Origin of the sequence: Pseudoalteromonas sp. ASV78 (assembly GCF_047806705.1) — a bacterium.
GTDB classification, from domain to species: Bacteria; Pseudomonadota; Gammaproteobacteria; order Enterobacterales; family Alteromonadaceae; genus Pseudoalteromonas; species Pseudoalteromonas prydzensis_A.
In genome coordinates, this window is the sequence record NZ_JBLOPA010000001.1 from 1,670,284 (window position 1) to 1,691,187 (window position 20,904).

General features: G+C 41.3%; 17 protein-coding genes and 5 tRNA genes. 10 read left to right on the forward strand and 12 right to left on the reverse strand.

Annotated elements, in window-relative coordinates; all coding sequences use genetic code 11:
- Positions 1–11 precede the first annotated feature (11 nt).
- From ACMVDV_RS07760 to ACMVDV_RS07795, 8 genes are all read left to right on the forward strand, one after another.
- Entirely contained in the window at positions 12–1,619 is a 1,608-nt protein-coding gene (locus ACMVDV_RS07760) for an ABC transporter substrate-binding protein (RefSeq protein ID WP_416157731.1), read from the forward strand.
- A complete protein-coding gene (locus ACMVDV_RS07765; RefSeq protein WP_304184891.1) occupies positions 1,619–2,653 on the forward strand; it encodes an ABC transporter permease in 1,035 nt (344 codons plus the stop codon). The genes ACMVDV_RS07760 and ACMVDV_RS07765 overlap by 1 nt, the downstream gene beginning before the upstream one ends.
- Positions 2,640–3,533, forward strand: a complete 894-nt coding sequence (locus ACMVDV_RS07770) for an ABC transporter permease subunit (RefSeq protein ID WP_304184892.1) — start codon at positions 2,640–2,642, stop codon at positions 3,531–3,533. The genes ACMVDV_RS07765 and ACMVDV_RS07770 overlap by 14 nt, the downstream gene beginning before the upstream one ends.
- Positions 3,534–4,526 carry an oligopeptide/dipeptide ABC transporter ATP-binding protein gene (locus tag ACMVDV_RS07775; RefSeq protein ID WP_416157732.1) on the forward strand — a complete coding sequence of 331 codons (993 nt, stop codon included), beginning with the start codon at positions 3,534–3,536 and terminating at the stop codon, positions 4,524–4,526. It begins immediately after the preceding gene.
- Complete coding sequence (locus ACMVDV_RS07780) at positions 4,526–5,287, forward strand: ATP-binding cassette domain-containing protein (protein WP_304184894.1); 762 nt, start codon at positions 4,526–4,528, stop codon at positions 5,285–5,287. Before ACMVDV_RS07775 ends, ACMVDV_RS07780 begins: the two co-directional genes overlap by 1 nt.
- A gap of 456 nt (positions 5,288–5,743) precedes the next feature.
- Positions 5,744–7,702, forward strand: coding sequence for a restriction endonuclease (locus ACMVDV_RS07785; RefSeq protein WP_416157733.1), 1,959 nt, complete (start codon positions 5,744–5,746; stop codon positions 7,700–7,702).
- A 489-nt stretch (positions 7,703–8,191) separates the two neighbouring features.
- Positions 8,192–8,443 (forward strand): type II toxin-antitoxin system Phd/YefM family antitoxin, encoded by a 252-nt coding sequence (locus tag ACMVDV_RS07790; protein ID WP_304184898.1) that lies wholly within the window; start codon positions 8,192–8,194, stop codon positions 8,441–8,443.
- Positions 8,440–8,700, forward strand: coding sequence for a Txe/YoeB family addiction module toxin (locus ACMVDV_RS07795; RefSeq protein ID WP_304184901.1), 261 nt, complete (start codon positions 8,440–8,442; stop codon positions 8,698–8,700). Before ACMVDV_RS07790 ends, ACMVDV_RS07795 begins: the two co-directional genes overlap by 4 nt.
- A 157-nt stretch (positions 8,701–8,857) precedes the next feature.
- Here ACMVDV_RS07795 and ppiD read toward each other — a convergent pair whose 3' ends face one another.
- From ppiD to tig, 6 genes are all read right to left on the reverse strand, one after another.
- Positions 8,858–10,762, reverse strand: coding sequence for a peptidylprolyl isomerase (gene ppiD, locus ACMVDV_RS07800; RefSeq protein ID WP_416157734.1), 1,905 nt, complete (start codon positions 10,760–10,762; stop codon positions 8,858–8,860).
- 171 nt (positions 10,763–10,933) lie between these two features.
- Positions 10,934–11,209, reverse strand: a complete 276-nt coding sequence (locus ACMVDV_RS07805) for an HU family DNA-binding protein (RefSeq protein WP_029216268.1) — start codon at positions 11,207–11,209, stop codon at positions 10,934–10,936.
- A 211-nt stretch (positions 11,210–11,420) separates the two neighbouring features.
- Positions 11,421–13,781, reverse strand: a complete 2,361-nt coding sequence (lon, locus tag ACMVDV_RS07810) for an endopeptidase La (protein ID WP_416157735.1) — start codon at positions 13,779–13,781, stop codon at positions 11,421–11,423.
- A 150-nt stretch (positions 13,782–13,931) separates the two neighbouring features.
- Positions 13,932–15,215, reverse strand: a complete 1,284-nt coding sequence (gene clpX, locus ACMVDV_RS07815; RefSeq protein WP_416157736.1) for an ATP-dependent protease ATP-binding subunit ClpX — start codon at positions 15,213–15,215, stop codon at positions 13,932–13,934.
- A gap of 134 nt (positions 15,216–15,349) precedes the next feature.
- Entirely contained in the window at positions 15,350–15,967 is a 618-nt protein-coding gene (gene clpP / locus ACMVDV_RS07820; protein WP_416157737.1) for an ATP-dependent Clp endopeptidase proteolytic subunit ClpP, read from the reverse strand.
- A 165-nt stretch (positions 15,968–16,132) separates the two neighbouring features.
- A complete protein-coding gene (gene tig, locus ACMVDV_RS07825) occupies positions 16,133–17,437 on the reverse strand; it encodes a trigger factor (RefSeq protein ID WP_416157738.1) in 1,305 nt (434 codons plus the stop codon).
- A gap of 217 nt (positions 17,438–17,654) precedes the next feature.
- On the opposite strand from tig, the gene ACMVDV_RS07830 reads away from it, so the two are divergent.
- Complete coding sequence (locus ACMVDV_RS07830; protein ID WP_416157739.1) at positions 17,655–17,867, forward strand: hypothetical protein; 213 nt, start codon at positions 17,655–17,657, stop codon at positions 17,865–17,867.
- A 184-nt stretch (positions 17,868–18,051) separates the two neighbouring features.
- On the opposite strand, the gene ACMVDV_RS07835 is transcribed toward ACMVDV_RS07830, so the two are convergent.
- The 5 genes from ACMVDV_RS07835 to ACMVDV_RS07855 all read right to left on the reverse strand — a co-directional run bounded on the left by ACMVDV_RS07835 (position 18,052) and on the right by ACMVDV_RS07855 (position 18,668).
- Positions 18,052–18,128, reverse strand: a tRNA-Pro gene (locus ACMVDV_RS07835).
- A gap of 70 nt (positions 18,129–18,198) precedes the next feature.
- Positions 18,199–18,275: transfer RNA gene (locus tag ACMVDV_RS07840), tRNA-Pro, on the reverse strand.
- 18 nt (positions 18,276–18,293) lie between these two features.
- Positions 18,294–18,369, reverse strand: a tRNA-His gene (locus ACMVDV_RS07845).
- A 24-nt stretch (positions 18,370–18,393) separates the two neighbouring features.
- Positions 18,394–18,470, reverse strand: a tRNA-Arg gene (locus ACMVDV_RS07850).
- A gap of 121 nt (positions 18,471–18,591) precedes the next feature.
- Positions 18,592–18,668 (reverse strand) — tRNA-Pro (locus ACMVDV_RS07855).
- A gap of 347 nt (positions 18,669–19,015) precedes the next feature.
- Between ACMVDV_RS07855 and folD the strand changes: the two genes are divergently transcribed.
- Positions 19,016–19,870 (forward strand): bifunctional methylenetetrahydrofolate dehydrogenase/methenyltetrahydrofolate cyclohydrolase FolD, encoded by an 855-nt coding sequence (gene folD, locus ACMVDV_RS07860; protein ID WP_416157740.1) that lies wholly within the window; start codon positions 19,016–19,018, stop codon positions 19,868–19,870.
- A 71-nt stretch (positions 19,871–19,941) separates the two neighbouring features.
- Here the strand turns inward: folD and ACMVDV_RS07865 are convergent, their stop codons facing one another.
- Entirely contained in the window at positions 19,942–20,832 is an 891-nt protein-coding gene (locus ACMVDV_RS07865; RefSeq protein ID WP_416157741.1) for a DMT family transporter, read from the reverse strand.
- Between the last annotated feature and the right edge of the window lie 72 nt (positions 20,833–20,904).

The window sequence follows — 20,904 nt, forward strand, 5'->3', positions numbered from 1 at the left end:
AGGCTAAACGAGTGTATAAATTATTACTTGGTATCTTAACGGTATGCCTAACGGGTTGCTTAGATACCAAAGAAAAAACGTTAGAAGAAAAGAATCAGGGCTTAGTTTATTGCGCTGAGGCTAACCCTGTGTCGTTTAATCCCCAAGTGACGACCACAGGTTCAACGATCGACATTATTGCTAATCAATTATATGACCGCTTGATCAGTATTGATCCGGTTACGGCAGAATTTAAAAGTGAACTTGCCACTGATTGGAAAATAAGTAAAGACGGTAAATCAGTCACCTTTACCTTACGTAAAGGCGTAAAATTTCATACCACCGCCTACTTTACACCCAGCAGAGAATTTAATGCTGATGATGTGATCTTCACCTTTAGCCGCTTATTTGATGTCTATAATCCTTATCACTTTGTTGGTAATGCCGACTACCCATATTTTCAAAGTGTGGGGATTGACCAATTAATACGACAAATCGTTAGAGTCTCTGACTACCAAGTACGTTTTGAGCTTTTTAATGCAGAGAGTAGCTTTTTAGCCAATATGGCCACAGACTTTGCCGTGGTGTTATCTCGCGAATACGCGATGCAATTAAAACAACGCGAGCAAGTTAATTTGTTTGATCAGTACCCTGTTGGTACCGGCCCTTACATATATAAAGAGTATCGTCGCGATCACTTAGTACGCTATTACCGTAACCCAGATTATTGGAAGCACCACGTGGTGCTTGAGCAATTGGTTTACGACATCACGCCCAACGGCACTACCCGCATTGCAAAAATGCTCACTAAAGAATGTGATGTCACTGCGCATCCAAGCAGCGCACAGCTGAGTATTTTAGCGCAACGTGACGACATCAACGTGCAAAAAGAAACCAACTTAAACGTAGGTTATTGGGCGTTTAATACGCAGCGCCCGCCATTTGATGACTTGCGCGTGCGCCAAGCTCTGGCTCATGCCATCGATATTGAAAAAATCATGCAGGCCGTTTATTACGGCAATGGTATTCGTGCGCAATCATTATTGCCGCCAACATCGTGGGCGTATCAAGCACAACCGAAATTACCTGGCTTTAATCCTGATCTGGCTAAAAAGCTGTTAACTGATGCTGGGTTTGCGAATGGCTTTGATATGACTATTTGGGCGATGCCGGTGAGTCGTATTTATAACCCTAATGCACGTAAAATGGCTGAGTTAATGCAAAGCGATTTACGAAAAATTGGTGTAAACGTTAGTATTGTTGAATATGAATGGAATACCTTTATTCAGCGTATTGGTGAGCATCGCCACGATAGCGTGTTATTGGGTTGGGCTGCTGATACACCGGATCCTGATAACTTTTTCAGCCCACTGCTTAGTTGCACAGCGGCATTTAGCGGTAAAAATCCTGCAAATTGGTGCAACCCTGAATTTGATTTACTACTCACTCAAGCACTCGACACCACAGATTTAGCCAAACGTAAAGCCTATTACCAACAAACACAAGCCATGCTAATACGTGAACTGCCTCTGCTGCCATTGGCTCATGGTATGCGTTTTCAAGCGAGCAGCGCTGACGTAGAAGGCATTCCACTTGGCCCATTTGGTGCAATTTCCTTAGCCAACGCGAGGAAAAAATAATGGTTTTACATTATATTTTACGCCGCTTAGGCTTACTGTTGTTTATGATGTTTACCTTGAGTCTATTTACCTTCTCACTGAGTTATTTATTTCCCGGTGATCCGCTCAGTAATTTAAGTGGCATCAGTAATACCAGCTTCTCACAGACCAGTGAACTACAAGAAAAGTATCATTTTGATGATAATTATTTGATCCAATACTTTGCTTTTCTAGCGCGTATTGTACAGGGCGACTGGGGCTTATCGTTCGCTTCTGGTGATAACGTATTTAATCACATTATCGACCTGTTTCCAGCAACCTTAGAACTGAGTATTTATGCTTTAATTATTTCTGTGGTGGTTGGCGTACCAGCTGGGATCTTGGCAGCTGCGTACCACCGACGCTGGCCAGATAAACTGGTTAATTCCACCACCTTAGTGGGTTACTCAATGCCGGTGTTTTGGTTAGCTTTGCTGCTGATCATGGTGTTTTCATTGCAACTCGGTTGGTTTCCAATGTCTGGGCGAATGGGCTTGCTGTACGAGGTTCCTTCGCAAACGGGCTTTATTTTACTGGATATTATACTGGCAGATTTTCCCTATGCAGGCATGGCAATGCTTGATGCCTTACATCACTTAACATTACCAACCATCGTACTGGCAATGTACCCAACCACCGTATTAGTGCGTTTTACCCGCGAGTCTATGTTGCATGTACTTGAGCAAAGCTTTATTAAAACCGCGCGAGCCAAAGGCTTAAACCGTGCGCAATTAATTATTCACCACGCCTTACGTAACGCACTATTACCAGTAATAAAACAAATTGGTTTGCAATTTAGTACCTTGATCACCCTTGCCATGATCACTGAAGTGATTTTTTCATGGCCAGGCATTGGTCGTTGGTTGATTGATAGCATTTATCAACGGGATTACCCTGCCATTCAAGGTGGTTTATTAGCGGTATCGATGTTTGTAATTCTGGCAACGATTGTTGCAGAATTGACCTATACCTTGTTCGACCCGCTGTCACGGAATCAAGCGCATGGCAAAGTTTAATTTATTTTCAGAAGAGTCAAATAAATCGCCTTTAGCGCGATTTTGGCGCAAATTTAAATCCAATCATCCCGCCCTAGTGGGGTTATGGGTTTTTATCGCCTTTGCTGTTTTAGCTGCCGCCGCACCACTGATTGCGCCTTATGGGGTAAATCAGCAGCACAGTGACGCATTATTGATCCCCCCTTCATGGCACGAAATGGGCGATGTGCGGTTTATACTCGGCACTGACGACTTAGGCCGTGATGTACTCTCGCGGCTTATGAATGGCGCAACCTATACCTTTGGGTTATCTGTGATTGCTGCACTTATCACCACTATCATCGGTGTGTTAGTGGGTACCTTTGCCGGCATTAGCCGTGGTATTCGTTCAAGCTTTTTAAATCACTTGCTTGATATTACTTTATCGATACCGTCTTTATTATTGGCCATTATTATTATTGCGATATTAGGCCCTGGCCTGATGAATACCGTGTGGGCGATTATTTTAGCGCTATTGCCACAATTTATTCATTCAGTGCGTAACCTAATCGTCACTGAACTTAATAAAGACTATATCACTGCATTTAAACTCGATGGTGCCTCAAATTGGCATATTCTCTCTCGCGGGATTTTCCCCAATATTTATGAGCACATTGTGGTTATTTTTACTATGGCACTGTCTACCGCTATTTTGGATATTTCTGCTTTGGGCTTTTTAAAACTAGGCGCACAACCGCCCACCACAGAATGGGGGGCAATTTTAGCTGAAAACCTAGGTTTAATTTATTTGGCCCCTTGGACCGTTGGCTTGCCTGGGATATTACTATTTTTAGCGGTGCTGTCGACCAACTTAGTGGGCGACGGGCTACGCCAAGTGCTCAAAGCACGTAAGGCTGACTAAATGCAATTACTTGATATACGAAACTTAACCATAGAGCTGCGTACCTCAGATACCGTGATCCGCGCCGTTGATAAAGTGAACTTGAGCCTTAAAGAAGGTGAAGTACATGCATTAGTCGGCGAATCAGGTTCAGGTAAAAGCTTAATCGCCAAAGCCATTGTCGGCGTTTTAAATAAGCGCTGGCACATCACCGCCGACCGTATGCATTGGCGCGGTGTGGATTTAATGCGCTTATCAAACGAACAACGGCGTAAGATTGTTGGCAGCGATATCGCCATGATTTATCAAGATCCCAGCCGCTGCCTTGATCCAACCGCGAAAATATTTGAGCAAATTGCCGAAACCCTGCCTGAAATGACGAGCTCCGGGTTTTTCTTAAAGCGTAACCGCGAACGCAAAGATCGCGTTAAAGCCTTGATCCACAAAGTGGGTATTAAAGATCACGAAAAAGTACTGTCAAGCTATCCACATGAGCTCTCAGAAGGCGTGTGTCAAAAGGTCATGATCGCAATGGCCATTGCCCGTACGCCTAAGCTACTGATTGCCGATGAACCAACTACAGCGCTTGAAAGCACCACCCGAGCACAAGTATTTCGATTATTAAAAAGTTTAAATCAGCTTAAGAATATGTCGATTTTAATGATCTCCCACGAACTGGAAGAAATCGTCAACTGGTCCCATGGCATGCACGTACTTTACTGTGGGCAAATGGTCGAAGCAGGTCCAACCCAACGTATTTTTACCCAGCCACGTCATCCGTATACACAAGCATTATTAAAAAGCTTACCCGATTACGAGCAAGGACTTGCCCATAAAGAACCGTTTTACGCACTTAAAGGCACCATCCCAACTTTGCAGCATTTGCCAATCGGCTGTCGTCTTGGTCCTCGTTGCCCAAAAGCACAAAAAGCCTGTGTGGTCACCCCGCCTTTAACTAAGCTGCATGGCCATAGCTATGCGTGTCATTTTCCTTTAATTAAGGCGATGAAATAATGCAACCTTTGTTAAAAGTGCAAGCCTTATCAAAAAGCTTTAACCTGCGCGCCGGATTATTTTCACGCAAGCGTTTTGAGGTATTAAAAAACATCTCATTTTGTTTAGAGCAAGGTGAAACACTGGCTATTATCGGCGAAACTGGCTCGGGTAAAAGTACCCTCGCCAAATTATTAGCCGGTGCCGACAGCGCTGATGCAGGGCAAATTCTACTCGATGGCAACATCATCGAAAACAAAGGCGTTCGCGATCAGCAATGCCGCCATATTCGGATGATTTTTCAAGACTCAGAAGCCTCGCTAAATCCAGGTTTAACCATTGGCGATATGCTCGACGATTGCCTGCAATATAATACTTCTTTGAATAAAGTAAACCGCGCTGAAAAAATCACCGCAACACTGTCTAAAGTTGGTTTATTAAACGACCATCAGTATTACTACCCACATATGTTCAGTGGCGGTCAGCTGCAACGTGTCGCTCTGGCGCGTGCATTAATCCTCGATCCTAAAGTTGTAGTACTTGATGAAGCATTATCATCTCTGGACCCTTCTGTACGCGCACAAACCGTTAACTTACTGCTGAAGCTGCAGCAAGACACTGGCCTGAGTTATATTTTGATCACCCACCACTTAAGCCTAGTACGCCATATCAGCGATCAACTTGTAGTACTCGATCACGGTGAAATCGTTGAATACGGTAGAACGGAAGATATATTCCAAAAGCCACAATCCAAAGTCACCCAGAAATTGTTGAGTTGCTGAAGATCTAGCTGTAAGCCGTAAGCTGTCAGCTATCAGTTTTAGAGCAGCTCGGCGTTAAATTTTACCTGTGGTTGTATGTAGGTTGAATGAGTGCAATAAAATCCAACGTTTAGTGTGCGAGCTGATAGGCGGTTTAGAGCGAATACCAGTCATTCAAGGAAATTGTCATTAGCTTAGTAATATTAAAAGGAAACTTTCCCCTTTTTCACATGGTGAAATAACCTACACTAATACCATTTTGATTTAATTCATGATCTATTTAAACTAGGAGAGTTTCTTTCATAAAAATAGCTTGAAACGATTCTATATCGTTCTTGTAGGAAACTAAGTCATTTTTATAAGAAGATGCATTTGATCACTTATTAAATAGTATTAGTATAAGCATAATATTTATAGCTGGCAATAAGTTACACTATTTGCTAATAATAGAAACTCATAAAATAAGGACATTTTCGCGTGAAAATAGGAAAAGTGTCCTCTAAAACAATATCTTTCGAGGTTGCTATGGGAGTAAAAGGCCCTGAGAAAATAAAAGAAAAACTTACCGCATGTTTAGATCCCAAGTTGCTAGTTGATTTGGCTGCCGACTTACTATTTGTAAAAGGTCATAACAAGATAAGAAAAACAGATGGTCCAGGGGATGGTGGCAGAGATTTATTTTCTATAGATGTAAGTGGCGAAAGATTACTTGTTCAGTGTAAGTTTCATGAAGACTGCGATAAAACGTCTAGCTCCAGGGAGCTATCTGAATTACCGATGGCATTAATTAAATTTAATTATAACAAAGGTATATTCATTACAAATGGTAAAATATCTCCTCAATCAAAAAGAGAATACCTTGATAATTATAGCCATCTAGATTTAACTTTTATCGATGGTAACGATTTAGCAATGGAGGTAATTGATAGCCCGTTATTAAAAGCGGTTTGGTTTGATGGCCATGATTTTCACAAAATAAGTAACAGCATTAGTTTCCCTATATTGCTACGAGAGCACAATGAAGATCTCCCACTTATTATTACAAAGCATTTTGATGATACTGAAGTTGAAAATTTAATATATGAATTAAATTCTGTCTTTAGTGAATTTTCATTTACTTTTAAAAGTAGCTTTCTTAGCACAGATTGCTTTGAACCATACAAAGCACCAGAACCTTTAAGTAATGAAGAAGGTGGTTCTTCTCTTTTTTCTTTTTCGGAAATCATAATTGAAGGTTTAAATACATTAGCTGATATTGAAAATACAAAAGTAAAAGTTTCAGAAGTGATTTTTTCTTGGCTTGGTGAAAGGTTTGACGGAATCACTCTCCGTTTTGGTATTCCTTCCTTGATTTCGAACGATGATTCTAAAATAGAACTCAGCATCTCGCCTGAAAGCTTTATTAATACAAAAGATTATACAGGCAAAGAATTAGACTTTTATAATTTAAATGATCATGAATTTTGGTCAGGTGTAAACGATGCTAGAGTTACAGAAGCTGGCCTAATTAGGCTTTATTGCCATCAATTAAATGTATGTTTAGATTATTCTATTAACAGCAGGTTGGCATGGAAAGAGCAGTTAACAAGAATCGCATCTATTGAGAATTTAAAAACAAAGTGGAATAAATCAATTTTTGCTTTAATAGAAAAATATGATGAATGGCCATACTCCAATATACAGGAGCCAGATGAAGCCGGGCTCTGGATAGATAACAAAAGAATGATATGTGCATGGTTTCACTTTTCCCTTTTGGGTTGGCCAAGTGATATACGTAGTCGTAATAATGATGGGTTAGGCTCAATTTTTAAGTTGCCTGATGATGCTGAGTGGGTAGATAAGCTAGATTCAATAAAGAATTGTTTATCGAGTTATAAAAACGTAGAGCTAGTTGAACCAGCAATAGCGCGACATATGGTTGCAATCATTGGAGAAGATCCATTGAGGTTGGAGGAAAAAGTTTTGTACCATACAGGTGAAGTTATCAATTACCCTGAGGTTATACCTAGTCCTATTATGCCAAATTCACGTATTCCCTGTCTTGAAATAGTGTTGGCTTATCATGAAGATAAAGTTATTGAGTCAGATGTTATTCAACTGTTTAGTGAGCAAGAATCTGTTACAGGTGTTGAGTGTGACATTATGAATGATCATTGCCATGTCAGGATTAACTTAAAGCTTGAATCAACTCAAACAAAAAGCTCAACTGAGGCTCTAAATGAAGTTAGTCAGTTAGCTGAACAAATTTTAAATAAGCTAAAAACAATTATGCCTAAAGAATGTATGGTAATAACTAGAGAGTATTGGAAAAAGAAATATAATCTTTCATTGGGTATTGATTGGCAAGATAGCGGTAAACATTACGGTTTTACTAATACAAAAACTGACAATGAGCTTATGGATTTTCATGAAACAATGAATCGATTAACATCATAATGCAACCATTTAAATGCAATTTAAAATAGTAACTTATGATTTATTTGCTACAAATTGTAGCCCACCGCTTTAGTCCACTTAACGCAAAGTGCCATCGTTTGCTTTTGGCACTTTGCGGTCTAATTTTCATCTCCATTATTGATGTTTTTAATATTTCTCATAAGCGCAGCGTCTCTTAACCTCTTTGTGAATAAATCACTTAATTGGCTTTGCCAAAATTCAGAAAATAAAAACACTCGATAATGCAGTGCATTGGTGCAGACTGACTGGGTGTTTTTTCGTTGGGTTTCGTTGCACTCTACCCAACCTACGCGTGTTACATAAAAGCAGCGCGAGATAAACTCGCGCCTACAAGCCACTCCCCTAGCACCTAATTACCTAGCACCTTTAACCTTGTACCTAGCTCCTGTGTCTTAATTTAAAGTGACTTATTATTTGTCTATGGGCTATAATGTACAAATTAACGTACATGAACATTTTGGAGTTGTTATGGATGCTATTAGTTATACTGCTGCTCGCGCTAATTTAGCGAGTACCATGGCGCAGGTGTGCGATGATCATGCGCCGATTATTATTACCCGCAAGAGTGAAAGTCCGGTGGTGATGATGTCGTTAGAAGACTATAACGCGATGCAAGAAACCACTTACCTACTTAGATCCCCGGCCAATGCCCGCAAGCTTTTGGAGTCAATTGCCGAACTTGAGCAAGGTGAAGGCACGCAAAGAGAGTTGCTTGAGTGAAATTGACCTTCTCTACCCATGCGTGGCAGGAATACCTTTATTGGCAAGGCCATGATAAAAAAATACTAAAACGTATAAATTTACTGATTAAAGATATTCAACGCAGTCCACATGAAGGACTCGGAAAGCCTGAGCCACTCAAGCATGGTTTATCAGGTTATTGGTCTCGACGCATAAATGATGAGCACAGAATAGTATACAAGTACCAAGACGATACGCTTTTAATCGCACAACTAAGATACCACTACAGTACTTAAAAAAATTACAATCATTGCGCGAGGTAAACTCGCGCCTACAAGCCGTACTCCCCTAGTCCCTAGATACCTAGCACCTTTAACCTAGCGCCTAGCCCCTTTTAATGCACCCACAAAAAAAGCGCCATACGGCGCTTTTTTAGGTTTGCTTAATTAACTATTACTCTGTAACGGCTTGCGCTTTAGGTAAGTTTAATTCGGCGTTTGCTTTTAAAGCTTCAATGAATACCATGTAGTTTTTGTTTACTTGAGCCATGGTAATATTTTGCTTAAGTTGCGCTTCAATTTCACCTTCAACAGTGGCGTTAGTCACAGATTTTAAGGCTACAATTGCTGCGTCACCGTTATTTAATTCAACTTTTTCAACCACTGGTGTGTCAGTTGGGTGAGCCATTTTAAAGGCGTGTTGCACGATTGCAGGTGATACGCTGTAAGCTTGACGAGTCAATGCCGCTTCTTGACGTAATTCTAAGCTTTGCTCAGCAATTAGGTCAGTTAAGCTCTTACCGGCTGCAATCTCTGCATATAAAGTCGTCGCTTTTTCTTTAGCAAGCTCTGATGCTTTTTGGCTTACTAAACGTGCTTTAATTTGCTCAGATACATCAGCAAGTGCTTTTGTTGCAGCTGGTTTGTGCTCTTTAACACGCACTAATACCACATGCTCATCGCCCACTTCGATAACTTCTGAGTTCATTTTATCTTCAAGCACATCAGGAGAGAAGATAGCAGCGATTACCGCTGGTGTATTAAGCGGTGCAGGTAAAGCATTGCGATCGACAAGTTCCGTTGTTTGTACTTCAACACCGGCAACTTCTGCAGCGTCAACCAAGGTATCTGAAATTTCAAATGCAATCGCGCCCATTTCTGTTTGCTTTTCATAGAATGCATTTACTTTTTCAGTACGCTCAAGTTCAGCGCGTAGATCAGCTTTAACAACGTCATAGGCTTTAACTTGTTGGCTCTGAATATCGGTTAACTGAATGATGTGGTAACCAAACTCAGATTGTACTACGTCTGAATAATCGCCTTTATTTGCTAATGCAAAAGCCGCATCTTCAAAAGCAGGATCCATCATGTCACGTTCGATCCAATCTAAATCACCGCCCATTTCAGCACTGACGATATCATCAGATGATGACTCAGCTAATGTTGCAAATTCAGTGCCTTGCTGTAGTTGTGTTAGTAAATCTTCTGCTTTGGCTTTTGCGGCGTCATCGTCTTCACTGTTATCAATTAAGATATGCGAGACACGACGTTTTTCAGGTTCGATGTATTGTGCACTGTTTTGCTCGTAATACGCTTTAACGTCTGCTTCGCTCACATGCGTTTCAAGTGTTAGGTTAGCTGCATTTAAATCAATGTAGCTTACTGATACTTGCTCTGGCGCTAAAAACTGTGATGTATTCAAGTCATAGTAGTCGGCAATTTCTTGTTCGCTAACGGCTACATTTTCTTGTAACGACTCTTTGCTGATCACAACATAATCAATACTACGGGTTTGTTGTTGTAGTGCTATCGCACTCGCCAGTTCACTATTTAAGGCAAAATCAGTGCCTGCAACCGCTGATATCAGTTGGCTACGGGTCATTTCTTTGCGTAAATATTCACGAAATGCATCTGGCTGGAAGTTCATTTGACGAATGACTTGTAGGTAACGATCGTTGTTGAACTGACCACCAATTTGGAAGTATGGCAGTTCTAAAATCGCTTTTTTAACACTGTCGTCACTAACACGTAAACCGAGTTCTGCCGCTAGTTGTGTTTGCAATTCTTGTTGTACTAGACGGTCAACAACCCCTTGACGAATTTGTGCCATGTAATTTGGATCAGCGGCAATCTGCGCAAAGTATTCGCCAAATTGTTGCTCTAAACGTGCACGTTCGTTTTGGAACGCACGGCTAAATTCGGTTTGGCTAATTTTAACTCCATTTACTTCAGCTACGGGCTGCTCTGTGGTTTGACCTAAGTAACCACCGATCCCTGCTAAGGCAAAAGATAAAATCACCGCGCCTAAAATAACTTTAGCTATCGGTCCTTGCGAACCTTCTCTGATTTTCTCAAGCATTTATTTATCTCTATTCTATTCGAGGCAGAAATCGCCTTGCTTATGTAAAAAAAGCGTATCTTACCAGATACGCTTTTTTACTTGAAGCAGTTGGCGAGAAAGATAGTTAATTAAGCTGTAAAAGCGATTAACTTCTTACACTGCCAAAACTAACTCACTAAAGAGCAGTGATTAGCTATTACATGCGTCTTTAAGCGCTTTACCCGCTTTAAAAGCTGGGATAGTCGCTGCAGCGATTTGAATTGTTTCGCCAGTTTGTGGATTACGGCCAGAGCGCGCAGCACGTTCACGTACTGAAAAAGTACCGAAACCAACAAGTGCTACTGAATCGCCATCTTTAAGAGCGCCAGAAACAGCCTCGATGAATGAATCAAGTGCACGACCCGCAGCCGCTTTAGAAATGTCAGCATCAGCTGCGATTTGATCGATTAATTGAGATTTATTCACAATATCATCCTCTTTCATTGTTATATCAAGAGCGATTGTTTTTTAAACTAACATCACTATTTTGAAAATTTTAGAGCAAACTTTTTCATGCTCATACGATTGTAATTTTTCTTAAGCCTAGGCCACATAAGGCCTAGGCTTGAAAACCAGTGCTTAACTTATCATATCATCTAGATTTGAAAAGCCCTTTAAAGCACTTTTTTTCGCTTTTTTACTGGTTTTTAGGTGTTTCGATGGAAAAACTCTCAACTGGGTGTACTAAAGCCAGTTTTAAAACCTCATCAATCCACGTAACGGGGTGAATATCAAGTCCTGCCAATACATTGTCAGGGATCTCTTTTAAGTCACGTTCGTTAATTTTTGGAATAATGACCGTTTTAATACCACCACGGTGAGCGGCTAGTAGCTTTTCTTTTAAACCACCAATTGGTAAAACTTCACCACGTAAAGTGATTTCACCCGTCATCGCCACATCAGCACGGACAGGATTACCCGTTAAGCTTGAGACTAAACCAGTTACCATCGCCGCACCGGCACTTGGGCCGTCTTTTGGCGTAGCCCCTTCAGGTACGTGTACGTGGATATCACGTTTTTCGTAAAAATCACTGTTGATACGAAATGCATCAGCGCGATTACGCACAACCGTCATAGCTGCCTGAATCGACTCTTGCATTACATCGCCTAGTGAACCTGTGTAGCTTAGCTTACCTTTACCCGGCATTGCGGCACATTCAATGGTCAGCAAATCACCACCCACTTCAGTCCACGCTAAACCTGTTACTTGACCAATGCGATCGCCGTCTTCCGCTTTACCGTAATCAAAGCGTTGTACGCCTAAAAACTCTTCAAGGTTGTCAGCGTCAATAGTGACTGTTTTAGTGCCTTTTTCAAGCAAGATGTTTTTCACCGCTTTACGGCATAGTTTAGATATTTCACGTTCTAAATTACGTACGCCTGCTTCACGGGTGTAATAACGAATAATGCCGATGATTGCACTGTCTTCGATGATTAATTCACCATCTTTTAAGCCGTTGCGTTTAATTTGTTTAACAATTAAATGTTCTTTAGCAATATTCAGCTTTTCGTCTTCGGTGTAACCTGATAAACGGATCACTTCCATCCGATCCAATAACGGGCCTGGAATGTTAAAGCTGTTTGATGTAGCAACAAACATTACGTCAGATAAGTCATAATCGACTTCTAAGTAATGATCCGCAAAATGACTATTTTGCTCAGGATCAAGGACTTCAAGTAATGCTGACGCAGGATCGCCGCGCATATCTGATGACATTTTGTCGATTTCATCTAATAAGAATAATGGATTTTTAACGCCCACTTTACTCATGTTTTGAATCAACTTACCTGGCATTGAGCCAATGTAAGTACGACGGTGACCACGAATTTCCGCTTCATCACGTACACCACCCAGTGCCATACGAATGTACTTACGCCCAGTCGAGCGAGCAATCGATTGACCCAGTGACGTTTTACCTACCCCTGGCGGACCCACAAGGCACAAAATAGGCCCTTTAAGTTTATTGGTACGCTGTTGTACGGCGAGGTATTCAATGATGCGTTCTTTGACTTTATCAAGTCCATGATGGTCGCTATCTAAAATCTTTTGCGCGCCCGCTAAGTCTTTTTTCACTTTCGAGCGTTTTTTCCATGGCACATTGATTAATGTATCTATGTATGAACGCACTACAGTGGCTTCTGCCGACATTGGCGACATCATTTTAAGCTTTGCTAGCTCTGAATTGGCTTTTTCTTGTGCATCGCTGCTCATGCCTGATTCTTCGATGCGCTTTTTCAGTGCTTCGAATTCATCAGGTACGTCGTCAAGCTCGCCTAATTCTTTTTGAATGGCTTTCATTTGCTCATTGAGATAATACTCGCGCTGCGATTTTTCCATTTGCTTTTTAACGCGGGTACGGATTTTTTTCTCAACTTGCAGTAAATCGATTTCACCTTCCATTAACGCCATTAAATATTCAAGGCGCTCTGTGACATTAGTGATTTCGAGTACTTTTTGCTTTTCTGGCACTTTCAATGGCATATGGGCCGCCATTGTATCGGCAAGACGCGGCGCTTCATCAATGCCACTGACTGAGGTTAACACCTCAGGTGGGATTTTTTTGTTAAGCTTTACATAACCTTCAAACTGGTTAATAGCACTGCGTATAAACACATCTTGCTCTTGCTCATCGATTTCTTCTGAACCAATAAACTGGGCGTTAGCAACAAAAAAGTCTTCATTCTCAATAAAGCTTTCTAGTTTCGCGCGTTGTGTGCCTTCAACCAGTACTTTGACTGTGCCATCAGGTAATTTAAGCAGTTGTAAAACGGTGGCGATGGTACCGACACGGTAAATATCATCTTGCTCAGGCTCATCCACGCTCGCGTCTTTTTGCGCAACCAGGAAAATTTGTTTGTCTTTATCCATTGCCGCTTCAAGGCATTTAATTGATTTTTCACGGCCTACAAAAAGCGGGATCACCATGTGCGGATATACCACGACATCGCGCAGTGCTAGCACCGGGATTTCGACTCGATCTGTTCTCTCAAGCGTCATTATTTTTCTCTTCGCTCTTCATTTATTTTAAAGATTACTCAAGTATATGGGGATCACCTAAGTAAAGTTCAACAATTTAACGCAACTGGATTAAATAAATTATAAAAAAAGGAGCACTAGGCTCCTTTTTATTATTAAAATGCGTAAATTTTACTCAGATGCCGCTTTATCTTGGCTGGCACTTTGATAAATCAAAATCGGATCTGATTCACCTTTGATCACGGTTTCGTCAATCACTACTTTGCTGACGTTTTCCATTGAAGGAAGTTCGTACATAGTATCCAGTAATACCGCTTCAACGATTGAACGAAGACCACGAGCACCTGTTTTACGTTCCATCGCTTTATGAGCGATAGCACGCAGTGCGTCATCACGGAATTCAAGTTCAACGTCTTCCATAGCAAATAATGCACCGTACTGTTTTGTTAAGGCATTTTTAGGCTCATTTAAGATTTGCACTAAAGCCGACTCATCAAGTTCAGTTAAAGTTGCCACTACCGGTAAACGACCAATAAACTCTGGGATCAAACCATATTTCACTAAATCTTCTGGCTCAACATCTTTAAATGTATCACTTAAAGAACGGCTCGCCGCAGATTCTTTTACGTTAACCCCAAAACCGATACCGGTATTTTTATGACTACGCTGCTCGATCACTTTATCAAGACCAGAGAATGCACCGCCACAGATGAATAAGATTTTAGAGGTGTCTACCTGTAAAAACTCTTGCTGTGGGTGTTTACGTCCGCCTTGTGGTGGTACTGATGCCACAGTCCCTTCAATCAATTTAAGTAGTGCTTGTTGCACGCCTTCACCTGATACGTCACGGGTGATCGATGGGTTATCAGATTTACGTGAAATTTTATCAATTTCATCAATGTAAACAATACCACGTTGTGCTTTCTCAACGTCGTAGTCACATTTTTGCAGTAACTTTTGAATGATGTTTTCAACATCTTCACCCACATAACCGGCTTCAGTTAATGTGGTGGCATCGGCCATAGTAAATGGCACATCCAGTAAACGCGCTAATGTCTCTGCTAATAGTGTTTTACCACTGCCGGTTGGGCCAATTAGTAGGATATTACTTTTACCTAACTCGATATCTGCTTTACCAGTTTGGTTACGTAAACGTTTATAATGGTTGTAAACCGCTACTGACAGTACTTTTTTAGCGTGATCTTGACCAATGACATAATCATCTAAATGATTACGGATTTCTTTTGGTGCAGGCAGTTTATCAGAGGTATTGTGCTTAGGCGCAATGTCTTTGATCTCTTCCCTGATAATGTCGTTGCACAGCTCAACACATTCATCACAAATGTATACTGAAGGCCCTGCAATTAGTTTACGAACTTCATGCTGGCTTTTGCCACAAAAAGAGCAGTATAACAATTTATTACTTTTGTCGCCGTCTGTAGGAGTGTCAGACATTCAGCTACCTCATCTTATACGTTGGCTGCCAAACTACTTAGCAGCTATTTCAATACGTTTAACTATACCAAAAAATAGTGGTTTTCATAGAGTAAACCACAAAGCTAGTAATGAATAACTACTAGCTTTTCTAGCTACTTCATGTCGCGGCTAGTAAATACGGCATCAACTAAACCATAATCAACAGCTTGGCTTGCACTCATAAAGTTATCACGGTCGGTATCGTGTGATACTACATCAAGTGGTTGGCCAGTATGTTCTGCCATTAAACGGTTTAGCTTGTCTTTAATAGACAGGATTTCTTTGGCATGTATTTCAAAATCGGATGCTTGACCTTGGAAACCACCTAATGGTTGGTGGATCATCACCCGGGAGTTAGGTAAACAATAACGTTTACCTTTTGCGCCACCTGATAATAAAAATGCCCCCATGCTCGCCGCTTGGCCAACACAAATTGTGCTTACATCTGGTTTGATGAAATTCATAGTGTCATAAATAGCCATACCCGCGGTCACTGAACCACCTGGTGAATTGATATACAAGAAGATATCTTTTTCTGGGTTTTCTGACTCTAAAAATAGCATCTGCGCTAAAATCAGATTAGCCATGTTGTCTTCAACTTGGCCTGTTAAAAAAATGATTCGCTCTTTTAATAGTCTCGAATAAATATCATACGAGCGCTCACCTTTCGCTGTTTGTTCAACAACCATAGGTATTAATACGTTTAGAGGATCTGTAATACCAGTGTTCATACTTATTTCATTCCTTATGCGCTTATACTTATCCTTATTATAAGAAAAGCATAGTTATCTTTTGGCAAAATTGAAGGCCACAAACTAAAATGGCTCGAGCACACTGCATAATACAGAGCAACACGAGCCATTTAATCGTTAGCGAAGGCTTAAGTCAATGACTTATTAAGCGCCCTGCTGTGGATTCATGATGTCATCAAATGCTTTTTCAACGTCAGTGACATTTGCTTTAGCTAAAATAGCTTCAACAGCTTGCTCTTCCATTGCTACATTACGCATTTGTTGCATAAGTTGATCATTTGCTTTGTAGTATTCTACAACTTCAGTTGGATCTTCGTATGCAGAAGCCACTGTTGCAATTAACGCTTCTACTTTTGAATCGTCAACTTTTAGCTCGTTCGCTTTAATTACTTCACCTAGCAATAGGCCAGTTTTAACGCGTGTTACAGCTTGTTCATGGAACAATTCAGCTGGAAGCTCAGGCATGTTTTTAGCGTCGCCACCAAAACGTTGTGCAGCTTGCTGACGTAGTGCATCAATTTCTTGATCTACCAGCGCTTTAGGCACTTCGATTTCGTTGTTAGCTAAAAGACCTTTGATTGCTTGGTCTTTCACGTTTGCTTTAACCGCTTGGTCAAGTTCACGTGTCATGTTCTTTTTAACTTCTTCTTTAAGAGCGTCAACGCCGCCTTCAGTTACGCCGAATTTAGTTGCGAATTCTTCGCTTAATTCAGGTAGCTCTTGTGCTTCAACTTTTTTCACTGTGATAGTGAATTGAGCTGCTTTGCCTTTAAGATTTTCAGCATGGTAGTCTTCAGGGAAAGTTACGTCAGAAACAACTTCTTCGCCTGCTTTTTTACCTACGATGTTATCTTCAAAACCTGGGATCATACGACCTTGGCCAAGTTCTAATGGGAAATCTTCAGCTTTTCCGCCTTCGAATACTTCGCCGTCGATAGTACCTACGAAATCAACCGTTACACGGTCTTTCTCGCCAGCAGCTGCGTCAACTTCAGCCCATGATGCATGTTGCTTACGAAGTGTTTCTAGCATGTTAGCTAAATCTTCGTCAGTTACTGATACAGCCGGTTTTTCTACCGCAATTTTCTCTAAACCTTGAACTTCTACTTCAGGGTAAACTTCAAATGTTGCAGAAAACTCTAAATCTTTACCCGCTTCAAGTGCTTTAGGAGCAAATGTTGGTGCGCCAGCTGGGTTAATCTTTTCAGAAACGATTGCTTCGTAGAAGTTGCGTTGCATTAATTCACCAGCAACTTCCTGACGAACTGCGCCACCGTAACGCTTGTTGATTACAGACGTTGGTACTTTACCAGGACGGAAACCATCAATACGCTGGGTTTTAGACAGTTGTTGTAAGCGTTTTTTTACTTCGGTCTCAACGTTCTCTGCAGGAACGGTGATGGTCAGACGGCGCTCAAGGCCTTGAGTCGTCTCAACAGAAACTTGCATGATATACCTCAATCTTCAATTTTGGCGACTGTTCGCCTTCCTTACAAACACGGTAATCACTATGCGCTTAGATACGTTAAACGCTAATTTAATAACGTTTGAACTCCATCGTCACTATAAGATACCAATGCTGCTCTGCCCTTCGGGCACTATGTTAAACAATAGACGCGGCATTATAACCTAATATTTATGATAGTCGAGTCTAGGGGGCAATTATTTGGATAGATCACGGATTATAGAAGATGAGTGGGTAAAAAATAAGCTATCAGCTATCAGCTATCAGCTATCAGCTATCAGCTATCAGCTATCAGCTATCAGCTATCAGCTATCAGCTATCAGCTATCAGCTATCAGCTATCAGCTATCAGCTATCAGCTATCAGCTATCAGGAAGAGAATAAACCGAGTATTCTATTAAGAAATAGTTTTTAGGAATTTATTTCTGAAAAAGTGGTCGGCGATGCAAAATATGCACCTGCGACTGCATGGGGTATACCCAAACCAAATTACGCTATTGTTTATTAATTGAGAAAGTGGTCGGCGATGCAGGATTTGAACATGCGACTGCATTGAATATACCCAAACCAAATATCACTAAACTTTATAATCAAGAAATTGGTCGGCGATGCAGGATTTGAACCTGCGACCCCTTGGACCCAAACCAAGTGCGCTACCAAACTGCGCTAATCGCCGATATTGAAGAGTAAACTTCATATTTCTATTGAATACTTAAATTTTGATTTTAAGACCACTTTTGAGAAAGTGGTCGGCGATGCAGGATTTGAACCTGCGACCCCTTGGACCCAAACCAAGTGCGCTACCAAACTGCGCTAATCGCCGATATTCTTTAATTGTAAATGGGGTGACTGATGGGGCTCGAACCCACGACAACCGGAATCACAATCCGGGGCTCTACCAACTGAGCTACAACCACCACTGTATTTACATGTTTTCAAAATGGCGCACCCAGAAGGATTCGAACCTTCGACCGACGCCTTAGAAGGGCGTTGCTCTATCCAGCTGAGCTATGGGCGCATCGAAAACTTCATAGTTTACCAATAAGCCAATCTATTATAATAGAAATTGATCTGCGTTTCAGGCTTTAACCTGTGACTGCATGGGATATACCCAAAACAATTATTTATAATTAAGAAAGTGGTCGGCGATGCAGGATTTGAACCTGCGACCCCTTGGACCCAAACCAAGTGCGCTACCAAACTGCGCTAATCGCCGATGCTTACTATTGTCTGCGAGTGACCTCGTTGACAACGGGGTGCATAATAGTGATTTGACCGAGTCAGGTCAAACCTTTTTTTAAGAAAATAAATCAATCGGTCATTTTTAGTTCATAATGGCTAAATAATGTGAAAACAAGCTAAAATTTCAACTCTTTTATAGAATTAGCGGCTATATCAGAAAAGCAACTTGGCGCTTTAACGCTTTTCTGCGAAAATAGTGGGCAGTTTAAAAACGAGCAATAAAGAACATATTCTTTACTAGCATGATTACCCCTATTTTTGTATGCATTCGTTTTTTAGAGTATCGGTATTAAGTTAACTAACCCCAATTAAAGGTCACCCATGACGGCAAACATCATCGATGGTAAGGCAATAGCTAAACAAGTACGCAGTGCAGTAGCACAACGAGTAACGGAACGTGTTGCAAATGGTCTACGCGCACCAGGACTTGCAGTAGTACTTGTAGGGCAAGATCCTGCAAGCCAAGTATACGTAGGTTCTAAACGTAAAGCCTGTGAAGAAGTTGGTTTTGTATCAAAATCATTTGATTTACCTATAGATACAAATGAACAGACATTATTAGATTTAATCGATGAGCTAAACGTTGACCAACAAGTTGATGGGATTTTAGTGCAACTACCATTACCTGCAGGCCTTGATGCTGAGAAAATTCTTGAGCGTATTACCCCACTTAAAGACGTAGACGGTTTTCACCCCTATAATATTGGTCGCCTTGCGCAGCGCATGCCAGCCCTTCGCCCTTGCACACCAAAGGGGATCATAACGCTACTCGATTCAACCGGCGTAAAATACAAAGGTATGCATGCCGTTGTGGTAGGTGCTTCTAATATTGTTGGTCGCCCAATGGCACTTGAACTATTACTTGCCGGTTGCACTACCACGGTATGCCATAAATTTACCCAAGATTTAGAAACTCATGTACGTCGTGCTGACTTACTGGTAGTCGCGGTTGGCAAACCTGAATTTATTCCAGGTGATTGGGTTAAGGAAGGCGCGATAGTCATTGATGTGGGCATCAATCGCTTAGATAGCGGCAAACTTGTTGGTGATGTGCAATACGATGTTGCTGAACAAAAAGCACACTTTATTACACCTGTGCCAGGTGGCGTGGGCCCAATGACAGTGGCAAGCTTGATTGAAAATACCCTTGAAGCCTGTGAAAAATATCACAGCTAATAGGCTATCAATTTTTGCTGCTATTTATGTGAAAAGGGTTGCTGTTTAGCAACCCTTTTTTGTTAACTTAGTTACGTCACTTTAACTGAGCGCCATCGCTGTGTTAGCTTTAATAATTGCGGCAGCACAGAGAAGAAAATCATTAATGTCATGAGCGTGTATTGCCACGGTTGATATTGCTCGCCCAATAACACCACTGCGCACATGATCCCTGCAATTGGGTTGGCGATTGTACCGAATGTAAATTCAACCACTGTCATTCGCCCAAGCAGCCAAACATAGAGCGTATAGGCAATCGCGGTATTGGGCACCACCAACCAAAAGAGCACCACCCATTGGCTTGCTGTGAATGTTCGGCTTAGTGCATGATATGCATCTGGGGCAATAACATAGCCTTGTACCGCTGCGGCCGCAGCCAACAACACACCGCCAATGAGTAATTGCCAAGTAAGAACAGTCCACCAATGGATATGTACAGTGATTTTTTGCACTAAAGTACTGCCCAGCACGATTGTCAATAAAGCGCCAAATAGAGCAAAAATACCCAGTAAGTTTAATTCTACATGCTGAGGATCGAAGAGACGCCAAGCTAATAGCACTAATACCAAAGCACAGAGTGACTGTATCAGTGCTGGGCGCTGTCCTTTAATAAGCCATGCATATAAAAGTGCAACAACAGGGACAGATACCATACCCACCCCCGCTATCGCTGCGGGTAAATTAACTGCCAGCACAAAAATAAAACTAAAGAACAGCGTAATATTTACTGACGCTAATACTATCAAACCTCGCCATTGCTCACGCTTTGGCCAAGATGGCTTAATAAACCATAATAATATACCTGCGGGTAATGCGCGGATCGCGCCAAGTAAAATCGGCGGCCAATCTGGGGTGGCATATTTAGTCACCGCATAAGTTGTGCCCCATAAAAAAGCGGGGATCATGGCAAGTAAAATATTCATCTCATTCCTTTAAAAATTAAGAAATGCAAACATAAAACCTCAAGTTAAGCTGAGGTCAATAGATAAAAAATA

Bases quoted from the DNA above. Each gene is read 5' to 3' on its own strand.
- ACMVDV_RS07865 (WP_416157741.1), bottom strand. From the start codon at position 20,832: ATGAATATTTTACTTGCCATGATCCCCGCTTTTTTATGGGGCACAACT.
- ACMVDV_RS07790 (WP_304184898.1), top strand. From the start codon at position 8,192: ATGGATGCTATTAGTTATACTGCTGCTCGCGCTAATTTAGCGAGTACC.
- ACMVDV_RS07770 (WP_304184892.1), top strand. From the start codon at position 2,640: ATGGCAAAGTTTAATTTATTTTCAGAAGAGTCAAATAAATCGCCTTTA.
- ppiD (WP_416157734.1), bottom strand. From the start codon at position 10,762: ATGCTTGAGAAAATCAGAGAAGGTTCGCAAGGACCGATAGCTAAAGTT.
- ACMVDV_RS07765 (WP_304184891.1), top strand. From the start codon at position 1,619: ATGGTTTTACATTATATTTTACGCCGCTTAGGCTTACTGTTGTTTATG.
- tig (WP_416157738.1), bottom strand. From the start codon at position 17,437: ATGCAAGTTTCTGTTGAGACGACTCAAGGCCTTGAGCGCCGTCTGACC.
- lon (WP_416157735.1), bottom strand. From the start codon at position 13,781: ATGACGCTTGAGAGAACAGATCGAGTCGAAATCCCGGTGCTAGCACTG.
- ACMVDV_RS07775 (WP_416157732.1), top strand. From the start codon at position 3,534: ATGCAATTACTTGATATACGAAACTTAACCATAGAGCTGCGTACCTCA.
- ACMVDV_RS07780 (WP_304184894.1), top strand. From the start codon at position 4,526: ATGCAACCTTTGTTAAAAGTGCAAGCCTTATCAAAAAGCTTTAACCTG.
- clpP (WP_416157737.1), bottom strand. From the start codon at position 15,967: ATGAACACTGGTATTACAGATCCTCTAAACGTATTAATACCTATGGTT.
- folD (WP_416157740.1), top strand. From the start codon at position 19,016: ATGACGGCAAACATCATCGATGGTAAGGCAATAGCTAAACAAGTACGC.
- clpX (WP_416157736.1), bottom strand. From the start codon at position 15,215: ATGTCTGACACTCCTACAGACGGCGACAAAAGTAATAAATTGTTATAC.